This is a genomic window from Streptomyces sp. CBMA123 (assembly GCF_014596465.1).
GTDB lineage: Bacteria > Actinomycetota > Actinomycetes > Streptomycetales > Streptomycetaceae > Kitasatospora.
Map to the genome: position 1 here is coordinate 15,645 of NZ_MECK01000290.1, position 18,717 is coordinate 34,361.

Annotated in this window: 15 protein-coding genes and 1 pseudogene; 5 read left to right on the forward strand and 11 right to left on the reverse strand. The window is 72.1% G+C overall.

The window, feature by feature from the left end:
• Window positions 1–123 precede the first annotated feature (123 nt).
• Window positions 124–1,599 (reverse strand): gamma-aminobutyraldehyde dehydrogenase, encoded by a 1,476-nt coding sequence (locus BG452_RS27530; protein WP_188307056.1) that lies wholly within the window; start codon window positions 1,597–1,599, stop codon window positions 124–126.
• 268 nt (window positions 1,600–1,867) lie between these two features.
• Here BG452_RS27530 and BG452_RS27535 point away from each other — a divergent pair, with 268 nt between their 5' ends.
• The 4 genes from BG452_RS27535 to BG452_RS27550 all read left to right on the forward strand — a co-directional run bounded on the left by BG452_RS27535 (window position 1,868) and on the right by BG452_RS27550 (window position 5,914).
• Window positions 1,868–2,341 carry an Lrp/AsnC family transcriptional regulator gene (locus BG452_RS27535; protein ID WP_030306695.1) on the forward strand — a complete coding sequence of 158 codons (474 nt, stop codon included), beginning with the start codon at window positions 1,868–1,870 and terminating at the stop codon, window positions 2,339–2,341.
• Window positions 2,338–3,732 carry an aspartate aminotransferase family protein gene (locus BG452_RS27540; RefSeq protein ID WP_188307057.1) on the forward strand — a complete coding sequence of 465 codons (1,395 nt, stop codon included), beginning with the start codon at window positions 2,338–2,340 and terminating at the stop codon, window positions 3,730–3,732. The genes BG452_RS27535 and BG452_RS27540 overlap by 4 nt, the downstream gene beginning before the upstream one ends.
• A 226-nt stretch (window positions 3,733–3,958) precedes the next feature.
• A complete protein-coding gene (locus BG452_RS27545) occupies window positions 3,959–4,714 on the forward strand; it encodes an ABC transporter ATP-binding protein (RefSeq protein ID WP_188307058.1) in 756 nt (251 codons plus the stop codon).
• 48 nt (window positions 4,715–4,762) lie between these two features.
• On the forward strand, window positions 4,763–5,914 hold the full coding sequence (locus tag BG452_RS27550) for a hypothetical protein (RefSeq protein ID WP_188307059.1): 1,152 nt from the start codon (window positions 4,763–4,765) through the stop codon (window positions 5,912–5,914).
• A gap of 47 nt (window positions 5,915–5,961) precedes the next feature.
• On the opposite strand, the gene rlmN is transcribed toward BG452_RS27550, so the two are convergent.
• From rlmN to rpsB, 6 genes are all read right to left on the reverse strand, one after another.
• Window positions 5,962–7,062, reverse strand: a complete 1,101-nt coding sequence (rlmN, locus tag BG452_RS27555) for a 23S rRNA (adenine(2503)-C(2))-methyltransferase RlmN (protein WP_188307060.1) — start codon at window positions 7,060–7,062, stop codon at window positions 5,962–5,964.
• Between the two features lie 73 nt (window positions 7,063–7,135).
• Window positions 7,136–8,428: a phosphatidate cytidylyltransferase gene (locus BG452_RS27560; RefSeq protein WP_223242805.1), complete on the reverse strand. Its 1,293-nt coding sequence runs from the start codon at window positions 8,426–8,428 to the stop codon at window positions 7,136–7,138.
• A gap of 326 nt (window positions 8,429–8,754) precedes the next feature.
• The gene (gene frr / locus BG452_RS27565) at window positions 8,755–9,312 is read right to left on the reverse strand and encodes a ribosome recycling factor (RefSeq protein ID WP_188307061.1); all 558 of its coding nucleotides are present in this window, start codon (window positions 9,310–9,312) and stop codon (window positions 8,755–8,757) included.
• 96 nt (window positions 9,313–9,408) lie between these two features.
• Entirely contained in the window at window positions 9,409–10,173 is a 765-nt protein-coding gene (gene pyrH / locus BG452_RS27570) for a UMP kinase (RefSeq protein ID WP_030056790.1), read from the reverse strand.
• A gap of 262 nt (window positions 10,174–10,435) precedes the next feature.
• Window positions 10,436–11,275, reverse strand: coding sequence for a translation elongation factor Ts (tsf, locus tag BG452_RS27575; RefSeq protein ID WP_188307062.1), 840 nt, complete (start codon window positions 11,273–11,275; stop codon window positions 10,436–10,438).
• A gap of 129 nt (window positions 11,276–11,404) precedes the next feature.
• Complete coding sequence (rpsB, locus tag BG452_RS27580) at window positions 11,405–12,307, reverse strand: 30S ribosomal protein S2 (protein WP_188307063.1); 903 nt, start codon at window positions 12,305–12,307, stop codon at window positions 11,405–11,407.
• Between the two features lie 658 nt (window positions 12,308–12,965).
• On the opposite strand from rpsB, the pseudogene BG452_RS27585 reads away from it, so the two are divergent.
• A pseudogene (locus tag BG452_RS27585) lies at window positions 12,966–13,457 on the forward strand (peptidoglycan DD-metalloendopeptidase family protein); the annotation flags it as partial.
• A gap of 203 nt (window positions 13,458–13,660) precedes the next feature.
• Here BG452_RS27585 and BG452_RS27590 read toward each other — a convergent pair.
• The 4 genes from BG452_RS27590 to BG452_RS27605 all read right to left on the reverse strand — a co-directional run bounded on the left by BG452_RS27590 (window position 13,661) and on the right by BG452_RS27605 (window position 18,717).
• A complete protein-coding gene (locus BG452_RS27590) occupies window positions 13,661–14,245 on the reverse strand; it encodes a TetR/AcrR family transcriptional regulator (protein WP_188307082.1) in 585 nt (194 codons plus the stop codon).
• A 114-nt stretch (window positions 14,246–14,359) separates the two neighbouring features.
• A complete protein-coding gene (gene whiG, locus BG452_RS27595; RefSeq protein ID WP_188307083.1) occupies window positions 14,360–15,166 on the reverse strand; it encodes an RNA polymerase sigma factor WhiG in 807 nt (268 codons plus the stop codon).
• 615 nt (window positions 15,167–15,781) lie between these two features.
• On the reverse strand, window positions 15,782–17,011 hold the full coding sequence (dprA, locus tag BG452_RS27600) for a DNA-processing protein DprA (protein WP_188307064.1): 1,230 nt from the start codon (window positions 17,009–17,011) through the stop codon (window positions 15,782–15,784).
• Window positions 17,008–18,717 carry a YifB family Mg chelatase-like AAA ATPase gene (locus BG452_RS27605; RefSeq protein WP_188307065.1) on the reverse strand — a complete coding sequence of 570 codons (1,710 nt, stop codon included), beginning with the start codon at window positions 18,715–18,717 and terminating at the stop codon, window positions 17,008–17,010. The genes dprA and BG452_RS27605 overlap by 4 nt, the downstream gene beginning before the upstream one ends.

The window sequence follows — 18,717 nt, forward strand, 5'->3', positions numbered from 1 at the left end:
CCGCCCGCCCCCGAAGTGCAGTTTCATCCTGTCAGCCGGACGCACGACCCGCCGACAGGGTGCAAAGCGACAGGGCCCGGGTCGAAAAGACCCGGGCCCCTCGTCAGTTCGGACGATTCCCGACTAGATCGCGGTCATGACGTGCTTCACCCGGGTGTAGTCCTCGAAGCCGTACGACGACAGGTCCTTGCCGTAGCCGGACTTCTTGAAGCCGCCGTGCGGCATCTCGGCGACCAGCGGGATGTGGGTGTTGATCCAGACGCAGCCGAAGTCCAGGCGGCGGGACATCCGCATGGCGCGGGCGTGGTCCTTGGTCCACACCGAGGAGGCCAGCGCGAACTCGACGCCGTTGGCGTACTCGACGGCCTGGTCCTCGTCGGTGAACTTCTGCACGGTGATGACCGGGCCGAAGACCTCGTTCTGGATGATCTCGTCGTCCTGGAGCAGGCCGGAGACGACGGTCGGGGCGTAGAAGTAGCCCTTGTCGCCGACCTGGTGGCCGCCGGCCTCGACCTTGGCGTGGGCGGGCAGCCGCTCGATGAAGCCGGCCACCTGCTTCAGCTGGTTGGCGTTGTTCAGCGGGCCGTAGAGCACGTCCTCGTCGTCCACGCCGCCGGTCTTGGTCTCGGCCGCGGCCTTGGCCAGCGCCTCGACGAAGGCGTCGTGGATCGACTCGTGCACCAGCACGCGGGTGGCGGCGGTGCAGTCCTGGCCGGCGTTGAAGTAGCCCGCCACCGAGATGCCCTCGACGGCCTCGGCGATGTCGGCGTCCTCGAAGACCACGACCGGGGCCTTGCCGCCCAGCTCCAGGTGGACGCGCTTGACGTCCTTGGAGGCCGACTCGGCGACCTGGATGCCGGCCCGGACCGAACCGGTGATGGAGGCCATCGCCGGGGTCCTGTGCTCGACCATCAGCTTGCCGGTCTCGCGGTCGCCGCAGATGACGTTGAAGACGCCGGCCGGCAGGTCCAGCTCCTTGAGCACGCCGCCGATGATCTCGGCCAGCAGCACGGTGGAGGCCGGGGTGGTGTCCGAGGGCTTCAGCACGACGGCGTTGCCGGCCGCGATGGCCGGGGCGAACTTCCAGACCGCCATCATCATCGGGTAGTTCCACGGCGCGACCTGGGCACAGACGCCGACCGGCTCGCGGCGGATGATCGAGGTCATCCCGTCCATGTACTCACCGGCGGCCTTGCCCTCCAGCAGGCGGGCGGCACCGGCGAAGAAGCGGATCTGGTCCACCATCGGGCCGATCTCCTCGGAGAGGGTCAGCGCGCGCGGCTTGCCGGTGTTGCGCACCTCGGCGTCGACGATCTCGTCGGCCCGGGTCTCGATCGCGTCGGCGATCTTGAGCAGCAGCTTCTGCCGGGTGCTCGGGGTGGCATCGCGCCAGATCGGGAACGCGGCGGCCGCCGAGGCCATGGCGGCGTCCACGTCAGCGGCACCGGACAGCGGCGACGTCGCGTACACCTCGCCGGTGGTCGGGTCGACGATGTCGAGCGTGCGGCCGTCGGCCGCGTCGACGAACTCACCGTTGATGTAGTTGCGCAGCGTGCGAAGGTCGCTCACGGGTCTCTCCTCGGTCTGGGCCTGCGGCATTGCAGATTCCGGCGCCATGGTACGTCGGCGGATCCGGCCTACGAAGGGTGCCGAGTGGCCGGGCCCGGAGCGGCACCGTCCACTGGTGGCGGAATGCGCGCCGCCCTGCGGGGGCTCGCGCGTACCGTGCCAGGGTAGCCGCAACACTGCCGGGATCGACAGGTGCTGCCCGCTCACGCGATGAAATCCGCATGCGTTTTCCCGGAGCGCGACGAAATCAGCAGTTTCCACGCTTGCGAACAGAGGAACGATCAGGCACAGTGGCCGCGTGGCCAACCGCGACCGGAACGCCAGCGTTCCCCTCGACGCCGCCTCCAAGGCGATCATCGAGCAGCTCCAGGAGGACGGGCGCCGCCCGTACGCCGCCATCGGCAAGGCCGTCGGCCTGTCCGAGGCAGCCGTACGTCAGCGCGTGCAGAAGCTGCTCGACCAAGGCGTGATGCAGATCGTCGCCGTCACGGACCCGCTCACCGTCGGCTTCACCCGCCAGGCGATGGTCGGCATCCGGGTCGAGGGCGACATCGAGCCCGTCGCCGACGCGCTGGCCGCCCTCGACGAGGTCGACTACGTCGTCTGCACCGCAGGCTCGTTCGATCTGCTGGCCGAACTGGTCTGCGAGGACGACGAACACCTGCTCGAAATGATCAACAAGCGCATCCGCGCGCTTCCCGGCGTGCGGAGCACCGAGAGCTTCGTTTACCTGAAGCTCCGGAAACAGACCTACACCTGGGGCACCCGATGACAGCCGACCCGGCGCAGAAGGACCTTTCCAAGACCGCCTACGACCACCTGTGGATGCACTTCACCCGCATGTCGTCGTACGAGAACTCCCCCGTGCCGACCATCGTCAAGGGCGAGGGCACCTACGTCTGGGACGACAAGGGCCGCAAGTACCTCGACGGCCTGGCCGGCCTGTTCGTCGTCCAGGCCGGTCACGGCCGCGAGGAGCTCGCCGAGGCCGCCGCCAAGCAGGCCAAGGAGCTCGCCTTCTTCCCGGTGTGGAGCTACGCCCACCCGAAGGCCGTCGAGCTGGCCGAGCGGCTGGCCCACTACGCCCCGGGCGACCTGAACAAGGTCTTCTTCTCCACCGGTGGCGGCGAGGCCGTCGAGACCGCCTGGAAGCTCGCCAAGCAGTACTTCAAGCTGACCGGCAAGCCGACCAAGTACAAGGTCATCTCGCGTGCCGTCGCCTACCACGGCACGCCGCAGGGCGCGCTGTCCATCACCGGCCTGCCGGGCCTGAAGGCCCCGTTCGAGCCGCTGGTGCCGGGCACCCACAAGGCCCCGAACACCAACATCTACCGCGCCCCGGCCTTCCTGGCCGGCCCCGACGGCACGGTCGACCCCGAGGCCTACGGCCGCTGGTGCGCCGACGAGATCGAGGTGGCCATCCTCAACGAGGGCGCCGAGACCGTCGCCGCCGTCTTCGTCGAGCCGGTGCAGAACGCCGGCGGCTGCTTCCCGCCGCCGCCCGGGTACTTCCAGCGCCTGCGCGAGATCTGCGACCGCCACGACGTGCTGCTGGTCTCGGACGAGGTCATCTGCGCCTTCGGCCGCCTCGGCACCATGTTCGGCGCCGACAAGTTCGGCTACCAGCCCGACATGATCACCTGCGCCAAGGGCATGACCTCGGGCTACTCCCCGATCGGCGCCACCATCATCTCGGACCGCCTCGCCGAGCCGTTCTACAAGGGTGACAACACCTTCCTGCACGGCTACACCTTCGGTGGGCACCCGGTCTCCTCCGCGGTGGCGCTGGCCAACCTCGACATCTTCGAGCGCGAGGGCCTCAACCAGCACGTGCTCGACAACGAGGCCGCGTTCCTGGGCACCCTGAACAAGCTGCGCGACCTGCCGATCGTCGGCGATGTCCGCGGCAACGGGTACTTCTACGGCATCGAGCTCGTGAAGGACAAGGTCACCAAGGAGTCGTTCAACGACGACGAGGTCGAGCGCGTGCTCTACGGCTTCCTGTCGAAGGCCCTCTTCGACAACGGCCTGTACTGCCGCGCCGACGACCGTGGCGACCCGGTCGTCCAGCTGGCCCCGCCGCTGATCTCCGACCAGTCGACCTTCGACGAGATCGAGCAGATCCTGCGGACCAGCCTCACCGACGCGTGGGCGAAGATCTGACCTCCTGAGCCTTCTTCCCCACCCTCCGCCGAAGGGCGGTCCCGCTCCCGCGGGGCCGCCCTTCGGCGTTCACACCACCGGCACGGAACATCACAGTCGTACGACCAAACATGCCTGAATGCGGGTGATTTGCCCGTGATGGCCCAGAGCGCCGCAACCGCGACCGGCCCCGGTCGTTCTAATCTGACGACTGTCATATCCCTGCGGCCACCCAGGATGGAACCTCATGTCAGCGGCACCGCCTGACAACGACGTGCTGTGGGCCCGAGGGATCGTCAAGTCCCACTCCGGCACCCCCGCCCTGCGCGGCATCTCCATCGGCGTCCGCGAGGGCGAGGTGCTCGCCGTCACCGGCCCCCGCGGCTGCGGCAAGAGCACCCTGCTCGGCTGCCTCTCCGCCCAGCTCCCGGTCGACGAGGGCGAGGTCTGGTTCAACAGCGCCCCCGTCCACACCCTCGGCCGGGCCGGCCGCGAACGCCTCCGCCGCGACCGCTTCGGCTTCGTCGGCTCCGAGCCGCACCTGGTGCCCGAACTGACCGCCCGCGAGAACGTCGCCCTGCCGCTGCTGCTCGCCGGCGCCGGCAACAAGGCCGCCTACACCGCCGCCGACGAATGGCTGGAACGCCTCGACGTCGGCGAGATCGCCCGGCAGCGCCCCGACCGGCTGGTCCAGAGCCAGCGCCAGCGGATCGCCGTGGCCCGCGCCCTCGCCCCGCTGCCACCCGTCGTCTTCGCCGACGACCCCACCGCCCCGCTGCACCGCGAGGCCGCCGACCAGGTCCTGCGGATACTGACCAGCGCGGCCCGCTCGCACCAGCTCACCCTCGTCCTGGCCACCCACGACCCCGAGCTCGTCCGGTTCGCGGACCGCGCCGTCGCCCTCGTCGACGGACGGCTCACCGCACCCGCCGCCCCCGTCCCGCGCGGCACCGCCGCCCCCGGCACGGCCGGTGCCTCCGCCGTCACGGCCACCCGCCGCTGACGAAGCCGGGAGCGTGTCCTGTGGGTCCTCGCCGCTGAAAGAGTCGACGTGTTCTACCTCCGTCTGGCCCGGGGCTACCGGGTGCCCGACCTCGGCCGCTGGCTGCTCACCGCACTGGCGGCCGCCGTCGTCGCCGCCTTCCTGCTGCGCTCCCTCGGCCGGGCGCTGAGCGACCCGCTCGGCGGCGCCGACGCCCTGGTGCGACTGCTCTGGTGCCTGCCCCCGCTCGCCGCCGTCGCCTGGTTCGCCGCCGTCGCCGCCCGCTCGGTGCCCGCCCGGCGCCCCGAGCGGATGGCCGGCCTCACCGCCGCCGGGGCCGGCTCCCGCCGGATCCGCACCCTGATCGCCGGCGAGGTCGCCCTCGCCTGCACCCTCGGCAGCGTGCTCACCCTGCTGGTCTTCCTGGTGCTGCGCAACGACATCGCCGGGCCCTCGCTCGCCCCCGACCTCGGCATGGGCGTGCCGCTGCCGGCCGCCGCGCCGGTCACCCTGCTCACCCTGGTCCCGCTCACCGCGGGCCTCGCCGCCGGCTGCGCGGTGCCCGTCGCCGAAACCCTGCCCGGCGGCCGCACCCACGGCCGGACCGACTTCGGCCCGCTGCGGATCGCCGTACCGGTCGGACTGGTCGTCATCGGCGCCGCACTCGAACTCATCGCGCTGCGCCCCGGCGCCCCCGCCGACGGCCGTCCGATCCACCTGCCGGCCGGACTCGGCAGCACCAGCACCGCCGCCCTCGGCGGCTGGACCGCCAGTGCGCTCGGCCTCGCCCTGCTCACCGGCCCGCTGCTCGCCTGGACCGGGCGGCTGCTCGCCCTCGGCCGGCCCACCCCACTGCGACTGCTGGCCGGACGCGGCCTCACCGCCCAGGCCCGCCGGCTCGGCCCGCCACTGGCCGTCCTCACCCTGGTCGTCGCCCTGGTGCTGACCACCGTCCGCTACTGGATCGGCACCCCCGACAGCGCCGACGCGCTGCCCGCCGTCGAGGCCTGCCTGGTGCTCGGCTGCGCGGCCGCCGCGGTGATCGCCCGGCTCGCCGAGGTCCGCACCGACCGACGGGAGATCACCGACGCGCTGCTGCGCCTCGGTGCCTCCCCCCGGCTGCTGTTCGGCGCGGTCGCGCTGCGCACCCTCGCGGTGGGCACCACCCTACTGCTGACCGGCGGGGCGACCGCCGCACTGGCGGCCGCCGGGCTGCGCTAGCTCCCGCTCGGTTCCTCAGCCCGCCGGTCCCTCAGCCCGCCGCTTCCTCAGCCCGCCGCGGCGAGCTGGCCGCAGGCGCCGTCGATCTCCTGGCCGCGGGTGTCCCGGACGGTCGTCGGCACGCCGTGCGACTGCAGCCGGCGGACGAACTCGCGCTCGTCCTCGGGCCGGGAGGCGGTCCACTTGGAACCAGGGGTCGGGTTCAGCGGGATCAGGTTGACGTGCACCCGGTGGTTCTTGATCAGTCGGCCGAGCAGGTCGGCGCGCCACGCCTGGTCGTTGATGTCCTTGATCAACGCGTACTCGATGGAGATCCGGCGACCGGACTTCTCCGCGTAGTTCCAGGCCGCGTCCAGCACCTCGGCGACCTTCCACCGGGTGTTCACCGGGACCAGTTCGTCGCGCAGCTCGTCGTCCGGAGCGTGCAGCGACAGCGCCAGCCGGCAGCTGAGACCCTCGTCGGCCAGCCGGTTCATCGCCGGAACGAGACCGACCGTGGAAACGGTGACGCCGCGCTGGGACAGACCGAAGCCGTCCGGCGCCGGGTCGGTCAGCCGGCGGATCGCGGCCAGCACCCGGTTGTAGTTGGCCAGCGGCTCGCCCATGCCCATGAAGACCACGTTGGACAGCCGCGCCTCGCCGCCCGGGATCTCACCGGCCTTGAGCGCGCGCATCCCGGCGGCGATCTGCTCGACGATCTCGCCGGTGGACAGGTTGCGGGTCAGCCCCGCCTGGCCGGTGGCGCAGAACGGGCAGTTCATGCCGCAGCCGGCCTGCGAACTGATGCACATGGTGACCCGGTCCGGGTAGCGCATCAGCACCGACTCGACGAGCGTGCCGTCGAACAGCTTCCACAGCGTCTTGCGGGTGGCGTCGTCGTCACAGGACACGTGCCGCACCACCGACATCAGCTCGGGCAGCAGGCTCTCGGTGAGCTTCTCCCGGCTGGCGGCGGGGATGTCCGTCCAGCTCGCCGGGTCGTTCGACATCCGGCCGAAGTAGTGGTTGGAGAGCTGCTTGGCGCGGAACGGCTGCTCGCCCAGCTCGGCGACGGCCTCCTTGCGCTCGGCGGGGCTCAGGTCGGCGAGGTGTCGCGGGGGCTTGGCGCCGCGCGGCGCGACAAAGGTGAGTTCTCCGGGCTTAGGCATGGTTGTTCCAGTGTCGCAGACGCGCGAGGGCCCCGGACGCCTGGCGTCCGGGGCCCGTGCTCGGATCCGCGGGTCAGCTTCCGACGAAGGCCGCCAGCAGCAGCCAGACCACCGGAGCGGTCGGCAGCAGCGAGTCCAGCCGGTCCATGATCCCGCCGTGGCCGGGCAGCAGGGTGCCCATGTCCTTGATCCCGAGGTCGCGCTTGATCATCGACTCGCCCAGGTCGCCCAGAGTCGCGGTGACCGCGGCACAGCCGCCCAGGATCAGGCCCTGCCACCAGCTGCCGCCGTCGATGATCAGCTGCATCAGCAGGGCGCCCGCCAGCATCGACAGGCCGATACCGCCGGCCAGGCCCTCGCGGGTCTTGCCGGGGCTGATCGTCGGGGCCAGCTTGGTCCTGCCGAACTTGTAGCCCACCGCGTAGGCACCGGTGTCGCTGCAGATCGTGACGATCAGGAAGAGCACGATCCGTTGGGGGCCGTCGTCGGCCGCCAGCATCATCGCCACGAAGGTCGCCAGGAACGGCACGTAGAAGGCGGTGAACACACCCGCCGTTATGTCGCGCAGGTAGTTCTCCGGTGGCGCGGCCATCCGCCAGACCATCACCGCCAGCCCGGTCAGCGCGAGCGAGGCCGCAGCCCACTGGACGCCGGCCCAGTAGCCGGTGGCGACCATCGCGATGCCGCCCACCACCAGCGGGATCAGCGGCACCTTGATCTGCTTGCGCTCGGCGAGCCGGCTGGTCAGCTCCCAGCTGCCGACCGCGACCGCGGCCATCACGACGAACAGGAACAGCGCCTTGACCACGAACAGCGTGGCGACGATCACCACGCCGAGGCCCACCCCCACGCCTATGGCGGCTTGGAGGTTACGGCCACCGCGCTGCTTGCGCGGCTCCGGCTGCGGGGCGGGCTGGGCGGCCACGGGTGTCTCCTGCCCTGGATGGGACGACGGCACGAAGGGGGGCTGCCCGGCCGCCCAGTGGCTCTGCGGCGGCGCGGGATGCACCGGAGCCCCCGGGTACGGCCGGGCGCCGTGGCCGGGGGCGGGGGTGACGTCGTCGGATATCGCGCGCAGCACGACCGTCTCCGTCACTCCGGGCGGCGCCGTCTCGGGCTGCTCGTCCCGGAACAGCGGGCCGCCCATCCGACCGGGCTCCCGGGCCTGATCCGTACCGGGGTCGGCGGGCGCGCCGGGGGCGGTCGGCCGACCGTGCGCCGGGTGCCGGCCGGGGGCCGGGTGCTGACCCGGGCCCGGGTACTGGCCGGGGGCCGGGTACCCGCCGGGCGCCGCCGACGCGCCCTGGGCCGGGCCGTGGTCGGGCGCGCCGGGGTGCGGGCCGGGATCGGCCGGTACGGGAGGCATGACCTGAGTCTCCTCCGCGTCGCCGCCCCAGTACACCGGAGGCTGCTGCGAGTGATCCGAACGGAGGGCCCGGTCGCCCGGCACGTCCTGGTGGGCGGCCCGGTCGCCGGGGCGCCCGGGGATGGGCTGCGCCTGGTCCGGCGCGCCGGGAACGGGCCGACCGGGAGCCGGCCGGCCCTGCTCCGGCGCCGGGTGCTCGCCGTACCCCGGCGCCGGACTGGCCGGCGGCCGGGGTGCCTGCGCCTGCGGCTGCGGCGCCGGACGATAGGGCTGGAACTGCTGGTCGGACGGGCCCCAGTAGCCAGGGGCGTCAGGGGCGTCGTTCATCAGACCTCGAGCAGCTCGGCTTCCTTGTGCTTCAGCAGCTCGTCGACCTGGGTCACGTACTTGGCCGTGGTGTCGTCGAGCTCCTTCTCGGCGCGGCGGCCGTCGTCCTCGCCGACCTCACCGTCCTTGACCAGCTTGTCGATGGCGTCCTTGGCCTTGCGGCGCACCGAACGGATCGAGACCTTGGCGTCCTCGCCCTTGGTGCGGGCGATCTTGATGAACTCGCGCCGGCGCTCCTCGGTCAGCTCCGGCAGCACCACCCGGATGATGGAGCCGTCGTTCGACGGGTTGACACCCAGGTCGGAGTCGCGGATCGCCTGCTCGATGGCCTTCAGAGCGGTCTTGTCGAACGGCGAGACGACCGCCATCCGGGGCTCCGGCACCGAGAACGAGGCCAGCTGGTTGATCGGCGTCACGGCGCCGTAGTACTCGGCGACGATCTTGGCAAACATCGCCGGGTGGGCCCGGCCGGTGCGGATGGCCGCGAGGTCGTCCTTGGCGACGACGACGGCCTTCTCCATCTTCTCCTCGGCCTCGAGGAGGGTCTCTTCGATCACTGTGGTCTCCCTGTCCGGTTCATCTGCTGTTGTCCCGACCGGCGTCGGCATCGGGGCCGGTCGCGGCGGACGCCGCCCCGCACGGCTGGTTGCTGCTCAGGCCCGGACAGAATCCTGGCTGATGAGTGTGCCGATCTTCTCACTCTTCACCGCACGCGCGATATTGCCCTCCGCCAGCAGTTCGAAGACCAGCATCGGGAGGTTGTTGTCCTTGCACAGCGTGATCGCGGTGAGGTCGGCGACCTTGAGGTCGCGCGCGATGACCTCGGAGTACTCCAGCGCGTCGAACTTCACCGCGTCCGGGTTGGTCCGGGGGTCGGAGTCGTAGACGCCGTCCACGCCGTTCTTGCCCATCAGCAGGACGTCGGCGTGGATCTCCAGGGCGCGCTGGACGGCCGTGGTGTCGGTGGAGAAGTACGGCATGCCCATACCGGCCCCGAAGATCACCACCCGGCCCTTCTCCAGGTGCCGGACGGCCCGCAGCGGCAGGTACGGCTCGGCGACCTGGCCCATGGTGATGGCGGTCTGGACCCGGGTCTCGATGCCCTCCTTGACCAGGAAGTCCTGCAGCGCCAGGCAGTTCATGACGGTGCCGAGCATGCCCATGTAGTCGGAACGGGCCCGGTCCATGCCGCGGACCTGCAGCTCGGCGCCCCGGAAGAAGTTGCCGCCGCCGATGACCACCGCGACCTCGGTACCGGCGCGGACGACCGTGGCGATCTCACGGGCGATCGCGTGCACGACGTCCGGGTCGACGCCGAGCCCGCCACCACCGGCGAAGGCTTCACCGGACAGCTTGAGCAGCACCCGGCGGCGCGAGCCCGCCTTGGGGTCCTGCGCGGTCTCCTGCGTCTCCTGCATGGACTTCTCCTTTATTGCACCTGCTGGCTCACAGGCCTGGGCGTGCGGGTGCCCGGTCTGCGTGTACACGAGAGGAGGCCACTGCCGCGGGAACCGGTTCGGTGTCCTGCACGGCAATGGCCTCCTCGTCGTTCATGGTGCCGACACGGCCCGCCCATGGACGGTTGGCGCTGGGTGAGCCCGTTCGGCGTTCCGCCCGCCCTGGTCAGCGGGCGGGGGCGGTTCCCAGCCTAAAGGGGCCGGGGACCAGGTGGAACGTGGCTCAGGCGCCGACGCGGAAGCGGGCGAAGCGCTTGAGGGCGACGCCGTTCTCCTCGAGGACCTTGGCGACGGTCTTCTTGTTGTCCTTCGCGAAGGCCTGCTCCAGGACGGAGTTCTCCTTCACGAAGCCGGTGACGCGGCCCTCGACGATCTTCGGCAGGGCGGCCTCCGGCTTGCCCTCCTCGCGAGCGGTGGCCTCGGCGACGCGGCGCTCGTTCTCGAGGTCCTCGGCCGGGATGTCCTCGCGGGACAGGAACTTCGGCGCGAAAGCGGCGATGTGCTGCGCGACGTCCTTGGCGACCTCGGCGTTCTCCTTGTCCAGCTCGACCAGGACGCCGACGGCCGGCGGCAGGTCGGGGCTGGTCTTGTGCAGGTAGACCGCGACGAAGCCGTCACCGTCGAACTGGGCGAAGCGACGGAAGACGATCTTCTCGCCCAGGGTCGCGTTGGCCTCGTCGACGAACTGCTGAACGGTCTTGCCGGCCTCGATCTCGGAAGCCAGGGCGGCGTCCAGGTCGGCCGGGGCGGTCTTGGCGACGTGGGCGGCGATCGCGTCGGCGACCTCGACGAACTTCTCGCCCTTGGCGACGAAGTCGGTCTCGCAGTTCAGCTCGACCAGAACGCCGGACTTCTTGTCCTCGGCGATCAGCGCGGCGACGGCGCCGTTGGAGGCGTCACGGCCCTCGCGCTTGGCAACACCCTTCTGGCCCTTGATGCGAAGGAGCTCGACGGCCTTCTCGACGTTGCCCTCGGCCTCGTCCAGGGCCTTCTTGCAGTCCATCATGCCGGCGCCGGTGAGCTCACGGAGCTTCTTGACGTCCGCGGCGGTGAAGTTCGCCATGGTGTGAATCTCTTCTCGCGTCTCGCGTGTCTGCGTGGGGATGCGCCGGGACCGATGGTTCGGTCCCGGCGCGGGAGAGAGGGGCACCTGCCGGTGTCGTACCGGCGGGTGCCCCTCACCCTTGGTACGTCAGGCCTGCTCGGCCGGAGCGTCGGCGGCGGGGGCCTCCTCGGCCGGAGCCTCGACGGCGGGGGCCTCGACGGCGGGGGCCTCAGCGGCCGGGGCCTCAGCGGCGGCGGGGGCCTCCTCGGCCTTCTTCTCGCCCTCGATGAGGTCCTTCTCCCAGTCGGCCAGCGGCTGGTCGGCGCCCGGCTCGGCCTTGGTGTCGCCCTTGGCGACACCGGCGCGGGACTTCAGGCCCTCGGCGACGGCGTCGGCGATCACGCGGGTCAGCAGGGTGACGGAGCGGATCGCGTCGTCGTTGCCCGGGATCTTGTAGTCGACCTCGTCCGGGTCACAGTTGGTGTCGAGGATGGCGACGACCGGGATGTTGAGCTTCCGGGCCTCGCCGACCGCGATGTGCTCCTTCTTGGTGTCCACGATCCAGACGGCGCTGGGAACGCGCTGCATGTCGCGGATACCGCCGAGGGTCTTCTCCAGCTTGTCGTGCTCGCGCTGGAGGACCAGGAGCTCCTTCTTGGTGAGGCCGGAGCCGGCCACGTCCGAGAAGTCCAGCTCGCCGAGCTCCTTCAGGCGCTGCAGACGCTTGTAGACGGTCGAGAAGTTGGTCAGCATGCCGCCGAGCCAGCGCTGGTTCACGTAGGGCATGCCCACGCGGGTGGCCTGCTCGGCGATGGCCTCCTGGGCCTGCTTCTTCGTGCCGACGAAGAGGACGCTGCCGCCGTGGGCAACGGTCTCCTTGATGAACTCGAAGGCGCGGTCGATGTAGTTCAGCGACTGCAGCAGGTCGATGATGTAGATGCCGTTGCGCTCGGTGATGATGAAGCGCTTCATCTTCGGGTTCCAGCGGCGGGTCTGGTGACCGAAGTGGACGCCGCTCTCCAGCAGCTCCCGCATCGTGACGACGGCCATTGCCGTGCTCCTCAGGTGTTACGGCCCGACTGTGGCGGTCCCTCGGGGGTTCCCCTCGGGTGAAGTGCCTACGGCCGGGTCAGTCTCGGTTGTCCGTGGCGGCCAGGTGACAGCCACGCCTGACGCCCCGATCGTGCCGAGCCGCTTCCACCCGTTCGGTCCGGGGACCGGTCGGGCTCGGCGGACCGAGCGGCACTCGCACCTGGCGGGGCCGCGGAAGAACCGCGTCCGACCGCCGGTGGCGGGGCGTGCGAAGTCGACCCGGTGGACCGGGTCGCGTGTGAAGTGTACGGGAAGCGTCGAGCAGCGAGCCACTTCGCGGGCGCGCGAGGGCCTGCGGACGGGCTGCGGAGGAGCAGGCCACGAGCGGCCGACGGTCCGTGGACGGTCTGGGAGGCCGGCGGGCAGGAGCCCTGGGGAACGGCTTCGGCGGACGGGGCCGCTGCGGACGGAGGACGGGTGCCGACTGCTCGGCCCATTGCCCGCCGAACGGTCCTCGTATGCCGTTTGTACACCGGATGGCGGCGCCCGTACACCCGTCCGGGGGATGGCGGTCGGAGTGAGGGGTGGTTTGTCCACAGGCATCCGGATGTGGGTGGTGCGGGAGTGGGGGCACGGCCAGCCTCGGGGCATGACTGGACGCCGTGGGGTTCGAGGGATGGTCACGGGGGTGGCGCTGGCGGCGCTGCTCGCCCTGGTGGGGGTTGCGGGTGCGCGGGAAGTGCCGGGGGTCGGGTGGGCGGCTGGTGCGGTGGGGGCAGCGGAGGCCCTGACGGGGGCTCCGGCGGGCGGCGTACCGGGTGGAGGTGGCGCCGGCGGTGATTCCGGTTGGGGTGTGGCGCGGGCCTGGCCGGTGGGCGGGCCGGGCGGGTTGCTTGGGCGGTTCGAGCCACCGGCGAAACCGTGGGCGGCCGGGCACCGGGGAGTGGACCTCGCCGCCGCACCCGGGACGGATGTGCGGGCGGTTGCCGCCGGCGTGATCGCCTTCTCCGGGCTGGTCGCGGGGCGCCCGGTGGTGACCGTCAGCCATCCGGGATCCGGGACTCCCCCGCTGCGGACCACCTACCTGCCCGTCCTCGGCAACCTCCCGGTCGGCACCGCGGTGGCCGCCGGGCAGGTGATCGGGCAGCTCGCCCCGGACGGGCGGCACTGCGGCACTCGGGACTGCCTGCACTGGGGGCTGCTGCGTGGCGGCCGCTACCTCGATCCGCTGGCCCTGCTCGGCACGGGCCGGGCACGCCTGCTGCCGCTGACCAGGACGGGGCGCGCGGACGGGGCGGACGGAACGACCCGGGGGCAGGGCAGCGGACCGGGCGGGAGTTCGACGGCGGTTCGGGCGGTGGTTGCGGTGGCTCAGGTGCGGTCGAGACCGCGCAGCGCCAGGGCGACGGCGGCATCGGCGACCGCCTCGGGGGACTCGACCGGGCAGCCGGCCCGGTCCCCGGCAGCGAACTGCTCGGCCCGGCGGACGGCCGCCTCCACGATCCCCTGCAGCAGCGCCGCGGCGAGCCGGGGCTGTTCGTGGCCGAGGTCCTCCAGGGCCCGGACGACCAGACCGGCGAGCCGGCTGTGCGCCGCACGGATGCGCTCACGCGCGGCCTCGTCCAGTTCCAGTGCCGAGATGGCCATGACCGCGCGGTGCCTGGGGTCGCCGGCCAGCACCAGCTGACCGCGGACGTACGCCTCGATCCGCCCGGCGGCGGTGTCGCAGTTCGCCATCCCGGCTTCGATCTCGGCCGCCCAGAGCGGGAAGTCCGCCTCGCACAGCGCCTCCACCACGGCGGCGCGGGAGCGGAAGTACTCATAGACGGAGGAACGCGCCAGCCCGGTGCGGGCCGCGAGCGCGGAAAAGGTCAGGGCCTCCATGCCACCCTCGGTGAACAGGATGCGGGCAGCATCCAGGAGGGCTGCCCGCTGCAGCTGGCGATGCTCGGCCACCGTGGCCGCTCGGATCTTCGGCACGCTCCCACTGTACGGAGCCCTACCTACGGCCGGTACAGCGCCGCGCATCCGGGCGCGGGGGGCGGGCCCGGCGGGCGGCTCCGGCGTTCGCTACCGGACGTCCGAGAGCTTGGCGCGCAACTGGAGGACGGACTTGGTGTGGATTTGGCTCACCCGGCTCTCCGTGACCCCCAGCACCTGTCCGATCTCGGCGAGGGTGAGCCCCTCGTAGTAGTAGAGCGTCACCACGGTCTTCTCCCGCTCGGGGAGGGTGTTGACCGCCTGGGCCAGCAGTCTGCGCAGCTCGCGGTCCTCGGCCACCTCGACCGGGTCGTCCGCGCCGTGGTCCTCCAGGGTGTCCACCAGGCTCAGCCGGTCGCCGCCCTCCCCCACCGGGTGCAGCAGTTCGTCCAGCGCCACCACGTTGGCGAGTGACAGCTGGCTGAAGATCGCGTGCAGGTCCTCGATCGCGATGCCCATCTCGGCCGCGACCTCGGGGTCGTGCGGCGTCCGGCGCAGCCGGGCCTCCAACGTCGCGTAGGTCCGTTCGACGGCCTTCGCCTTCTGGCGCACCGAGCGGGGGATCCAGTCCAGGGCGCGCAGCTCGTCGATGATCGCGCCACGGATGCGGCTGATCGCGTAGGTCTCGAACTTGATGGCACGCTCGATGTCGAACTTCTCGATCGCGTCGATCAGCCCGAAGACCCCGGAGGAGACGAAGTCGGCCTGCTCGACGTTGGAGGGCAGACCGACCCCGACCCGACCCGCCACGTACTTGACGAGCGGTGAGTAATGCAGGATCAGCTGCTCGCGCAGCCGTTGGTCGCCGGTCTCCTTGTACGAGCGCCAGAGCTCTTCGAGCGCGCTGCGCCCCGGGGCGCCGCCCTCCCGCCCGTCCGCGCCCTCCCCCGCACCCATCCGTTCGCGACGGGGCCGGGACACGGGTGGGGACGTGGCGTCCGGCGCGGGGGCGCTCAAAGGCAACCGGGGGGCGCGGTCGACGGCCGCGCCACCCGGCGCGTCCGCCTCGCCCACCGCCCCGGTGGTGTGGGCCGGCTGGGCCGGCTCGGTGGTGTGGAGCGTGTCGGTGCTGTGGGCCGTGTCGGCACCCTTGGTCGTGTCAGCGTCCCTGGTCGTGTCCGCGGGCTGGCCCGGCACCACCGTCGGCCGGCCGCCCTGACGCGACAGGCCCCCCATCGTCCCCGCCGCTTTGGGCGGGAACTCGGTCACGGTGCGCCGCTCGGTCCGCGGCCCTCCCGAGGACCGAGCGCCACCGGTCACTCTGTGTCCGGGAATGTGTGTGGGCATACGTTGGTCTGCGCCGTTCTGCCGAGTCATGTGCTGATAGGGAAGGCATGTGGAGCGTAGCGTGACCGACTCACTGCAAAGCGCTACCGCCACTCGGTCGTCCCCCGATCCGGTGGCGTTCACTCACCGGATCCGGGCACACGAGCGGAAGAACCGGATCAGCAGGTCAGCCGGACCGTGCCCGCTCGCCTCCCCCGGGCGCACCCGTGTTCGTCCTTCCGCCGCTCACCTCCTCCGCACCGCTCGCCAGTGCGCCCCGTGCCGCTCCACGAAGCCGAGCGACACCAACTCGTAGAGCCGCTGCAGGACTTCGTCCGGCGGGAGACCGGACTGGCGGGCCAGCCGCTCGACCGGAGCGCCCTCCGCCGTGGCCGGCACGGCCTCCAGCACCCGGGCCACCGGCGGCTCCAGCAAGTCCCTCGGCAGGACCGGACCGCTGCGCTGCGGGGCCAAGTCCTCCCCGATCGCGCCGACCAGTTCGGTGATCTCGGCCGCGTCGGTGACCAGCGTGGCGCCGCCGCTGCGGATCAGGGCGTGCACCCCGGCGGAGAGCTCCGAGGTGACGGGGCCGGCGACGCCCATGGTGTGGCGATTGAGGTCCCGCGCCCGCCTGGCCGTGCTCAGGGCTCCGCTGCGCACGGCCGCCTCGACCACCACGGTGCCCCGGGTCAGCGCCGCGATGACCCGGTTGCGGAGCACGAAGCGGAAGCGGTTCGGGTGTTCTCCGGGCGGGAGTTCACTGACCAGCAGGCCCTGGACACCGATCCGCCGGATCAGTTCGGCGTTCCCCTTCGGGTAGGCCACGTCAACTCCGCAGGCCAGCACGGCGACGGTCATCCCGCCGACGGCCAGCGCCCCTCGGTGGGCCGCGGCGTCGATCCCGTACGCGGCTCCGGAGACCACGACCCAGCCGCGCTCGGCCAGTTGGGCCGAGAGCTCACCCGCGACATGGGCGCCGTAGGCCGTGCAAGCCCGCGAGCCCACCACCGCCACCGAGCGGAGGGCGAGCAGCCGCAGTGACCCGGTGCCGGTGGTCCACAGCCCGATCGGGCGTCCGTCGCCCAGGTCGTCCAGTTGACTGGGCCATTCCGTGTCCCCCGGAATGATGAAGCGCCCACCGATGTCCCGTACCCGTTTCAGGTCGTTCGCCGGGTCGAGGCCCGGGAGTCGCGCCTGGTAGGCGGCCAGCCGGGCGGCGTCCAGCCCGGGATGGTCGGGGACATCGCCCTCCCGGATCGCCCGGACCACCTCCACGGCGGGGAGTTGGCCGAGCCAGCGACCGACCACCGCGTCGCCCGGTTCGCTGAGCCGGTTGAGCAGGGCCCGGGCGTGGCGCTCCGCTTCGAGCCCGGCCGGCGGACCGGCCTCGGCCGTTCGCGGTGCTCGGGGTGCTTGGGGTGCTTGAGGTGCTTGGGGTGCTCGGGGTGCTTGGAGGTGTCCCAACAGCTGGTTCATACCGCCTCCTCCTTGTTCGCCGGGGGCTCCTTCGGTGTGTCGGGCCAGTCGTCCTCCGGGCCGGTCCTGCGCTGCGCCGGGATGACCCCGGCCCGGCCGTAGCCGCGTTCGGGCAGCGGGAGCCCCTGCTCGACCCCGGTGCGCAGGACCAGGGCGGTGCGCACGTCCCGCTGCTCCGGCCGGTCGCGGCCGGCGAGGTCGGCGACCGTCCAGGCGACCCGGAGCACCCGGTCCAGACCGCGGGCGGTCAGCAGACCGCGCTCCAGCTGACGGGCGACGTCGTTGAGCGCACCGGGCCCGAGCTGCCACCGGGTCCGCAGTTCGTGGCCGGGCACCTCCGCGTTGGTCCGCCACGGGGTGTGCGCCAGCCGGGCCGCGGCCCGCTCCCGCGCGGCCAGCACCCGGGCCGCGACGGTCTCGGTGCTCTCGGCGGTGGTGTCCCGCTCCATCAGCTCGATCCTGGTCACCGGGGCGACCTGGACCTGGAGGTCGACCCGGTCCAGCAGCGGCCCGGAGAGCCGCCCCTGGTACCGGCTGACCATGGCCGGGGTGCACTCGCAGCCCTCGCCCCGCCGCGAGTACCGGCCGCACGGACAGGGGTTGGCGGCCAGACAGAGGAGGAACCGGGCCGGGAGCCGGAGCGATCCGGCCGAGCGGGCGATCACCACCTCGCCCGACTCCAGCGGCTGACGCAGCGCGTCGAGCACCCGCACCGGGAACTCCGGCGCCTCATCGAGGAAGAGCACTCCCCGGTGGGCGAGGGACACCGCCCCCGGTCTCGGCAGACCGCTGCCGCCACCGACGATCGCGGGCATCGTGGTGGAGTGGTGCGGGGCGCAGTAGGGCGCGGTGTCGATCAGTGGACGCCCGACCGGGAGCAGGCCGGCCACCGAGTGGACGGCGGTGACCTCCAGCGACTCCTGTTGGGTCAGCGGCGGGAGCAGTGAGGGCAGCCGCTCCGCCAGCATCGTCTTGCCCGCGCCCGGCGGCCCCTTGAGGTAGAGGTGGTGTCCTCCGGCCGCGGCGATCTCCAGGGCTCGCCGGGCCTCGTACTGACCGGCCACGTCGGCCATGTCGAACCGCAGGGCCCGGTCGTCGGACAGGCCCCGGACGCTCGCGCTCGGCAGCATCAGGCCGGCCATCAGCGGATCCGGTCGACCGCCGATCGGCTCGGGCGGCTCCTCCGGTGGCGTCGCCCCGGTCAGGACGGCGACCAGCTGGCGCAGGCTGCGGACCCCGAGCACCGTCACCCCCGGGACGAGCGAGGCCTCGGGCGCCGTCTGCTCGGCGACCACCACTCGTTCGTACCCGGCTTCGGCGGCGGCCAGTACCGACGGCAGCACCCCGCGGACTGGCCGCACCCGGCCGTCCAGCCCGAGCTCGCCGATGAGCAGCAGGTCGGCGATGGAGGACGGGTCGAGCCGTTCGGCGGCGGCCAGCACGGCGCAGGCCACCGCGAGGTCGAAGCCGCTGCCGCTCTTGGGCACCGAGGCGGGGCTGAGCCCGACGGTCAGCTTGCGCTGGGGCCAGGCCTCCCCGCTGTTGCAGACTGCGGCGCGGACCCGGTCGCGGGCCTCGGTGAGTGCCTTGTCGGGCAGGCCGACCAGGGTGAACGCGGCCACCCCGGGCTCCAGATCGGCCTGGACCTCGACGATCACCCCGTCGACCCCGACCAGCGCGACGGAACAGGTACGGGCGAAGGCCAT

Excerpts from the sequence above, each read along its gene's own strand:
- BG452_RS27530 (WP_188307056.1), bottom strand. The coding sequence starts at position 1,599 with ATGCCGCAGGCCCAGACCGAGGAGAGACCCGTGAGCGACCTTCGCACG.
- BG452_RS27540 (WP_188307057.1), top strand. The coding sequence starts at position 2,338 with ATGACAGCCGACCCGGCGCAGAAGGACCTTTCCAAGACCGCCTACGAC.
- BG452_RS27545 (WP_188307058.1), top strand. The coding sequence starts at position 3,959 with ATGTCAGCGGCACCGCCTGACAACGACGTGCTGTGGGCCCGAGGGATC.
- rlmN (WP_188307060.1), bottom strand. The coding sequence starts at position 7,062 with ATGCCTAAGCCCGGAGAACTCACCTTTGTCGCGCCGCGCGGCGCCAAG.
- BG452_RS27560 (WP_223242805.1), bottom strand. The coding sequence starts at position 8,428 with ATGCCTCCCGTACCGGCCGATCCCGGCCCGCACCCCGGCGCGCCCGAC.
- pyrH (WP_030056790.1), bottom strand. The coding sequence starts at position 10,173 with ATGCAGGAGACGCAGGAGACCGCGCAGGACCCCAAGGCGGGCTCGCGC.
- tsf (WP_188307062.1), bottom strand. The coding sequence starts at position 11,275 with ATGGCGAACTTCACCGCCGCGGACGTCAAGAAGCTCCGTGAGCTCACC.
- rpsB (WP_188307063.1), bottom strand. The coding sequence starts at position 12,307 with ATGGCCGTCGTCACGATGCGGGAGCTGCTGGAGAGCGGCGTCCACTTC.
- whiG (WP_188307083.1), bottom strand. The coding sequence starts at position 15,166 with ATGGGTGCGGGGGAGGGCGCGGACGGGCGGGAGGGCGGCGCCCCGGGG.
- dprA (WP_188307064.1), bottom strand. The coding sequence starts at position 17,011 with ATGAACCAGCTGTTGGGACACCTCCAAGCACCCCGAGCACCCCAAGCA.
- BG452_RS27605 (WP_188307065.1), bottom strand. The coding sequence starts at position 18,717 with ATGGCCTTCGCCCGTACCTGTTCCGTCGCGCTGGTCGGGGTCGACGGG.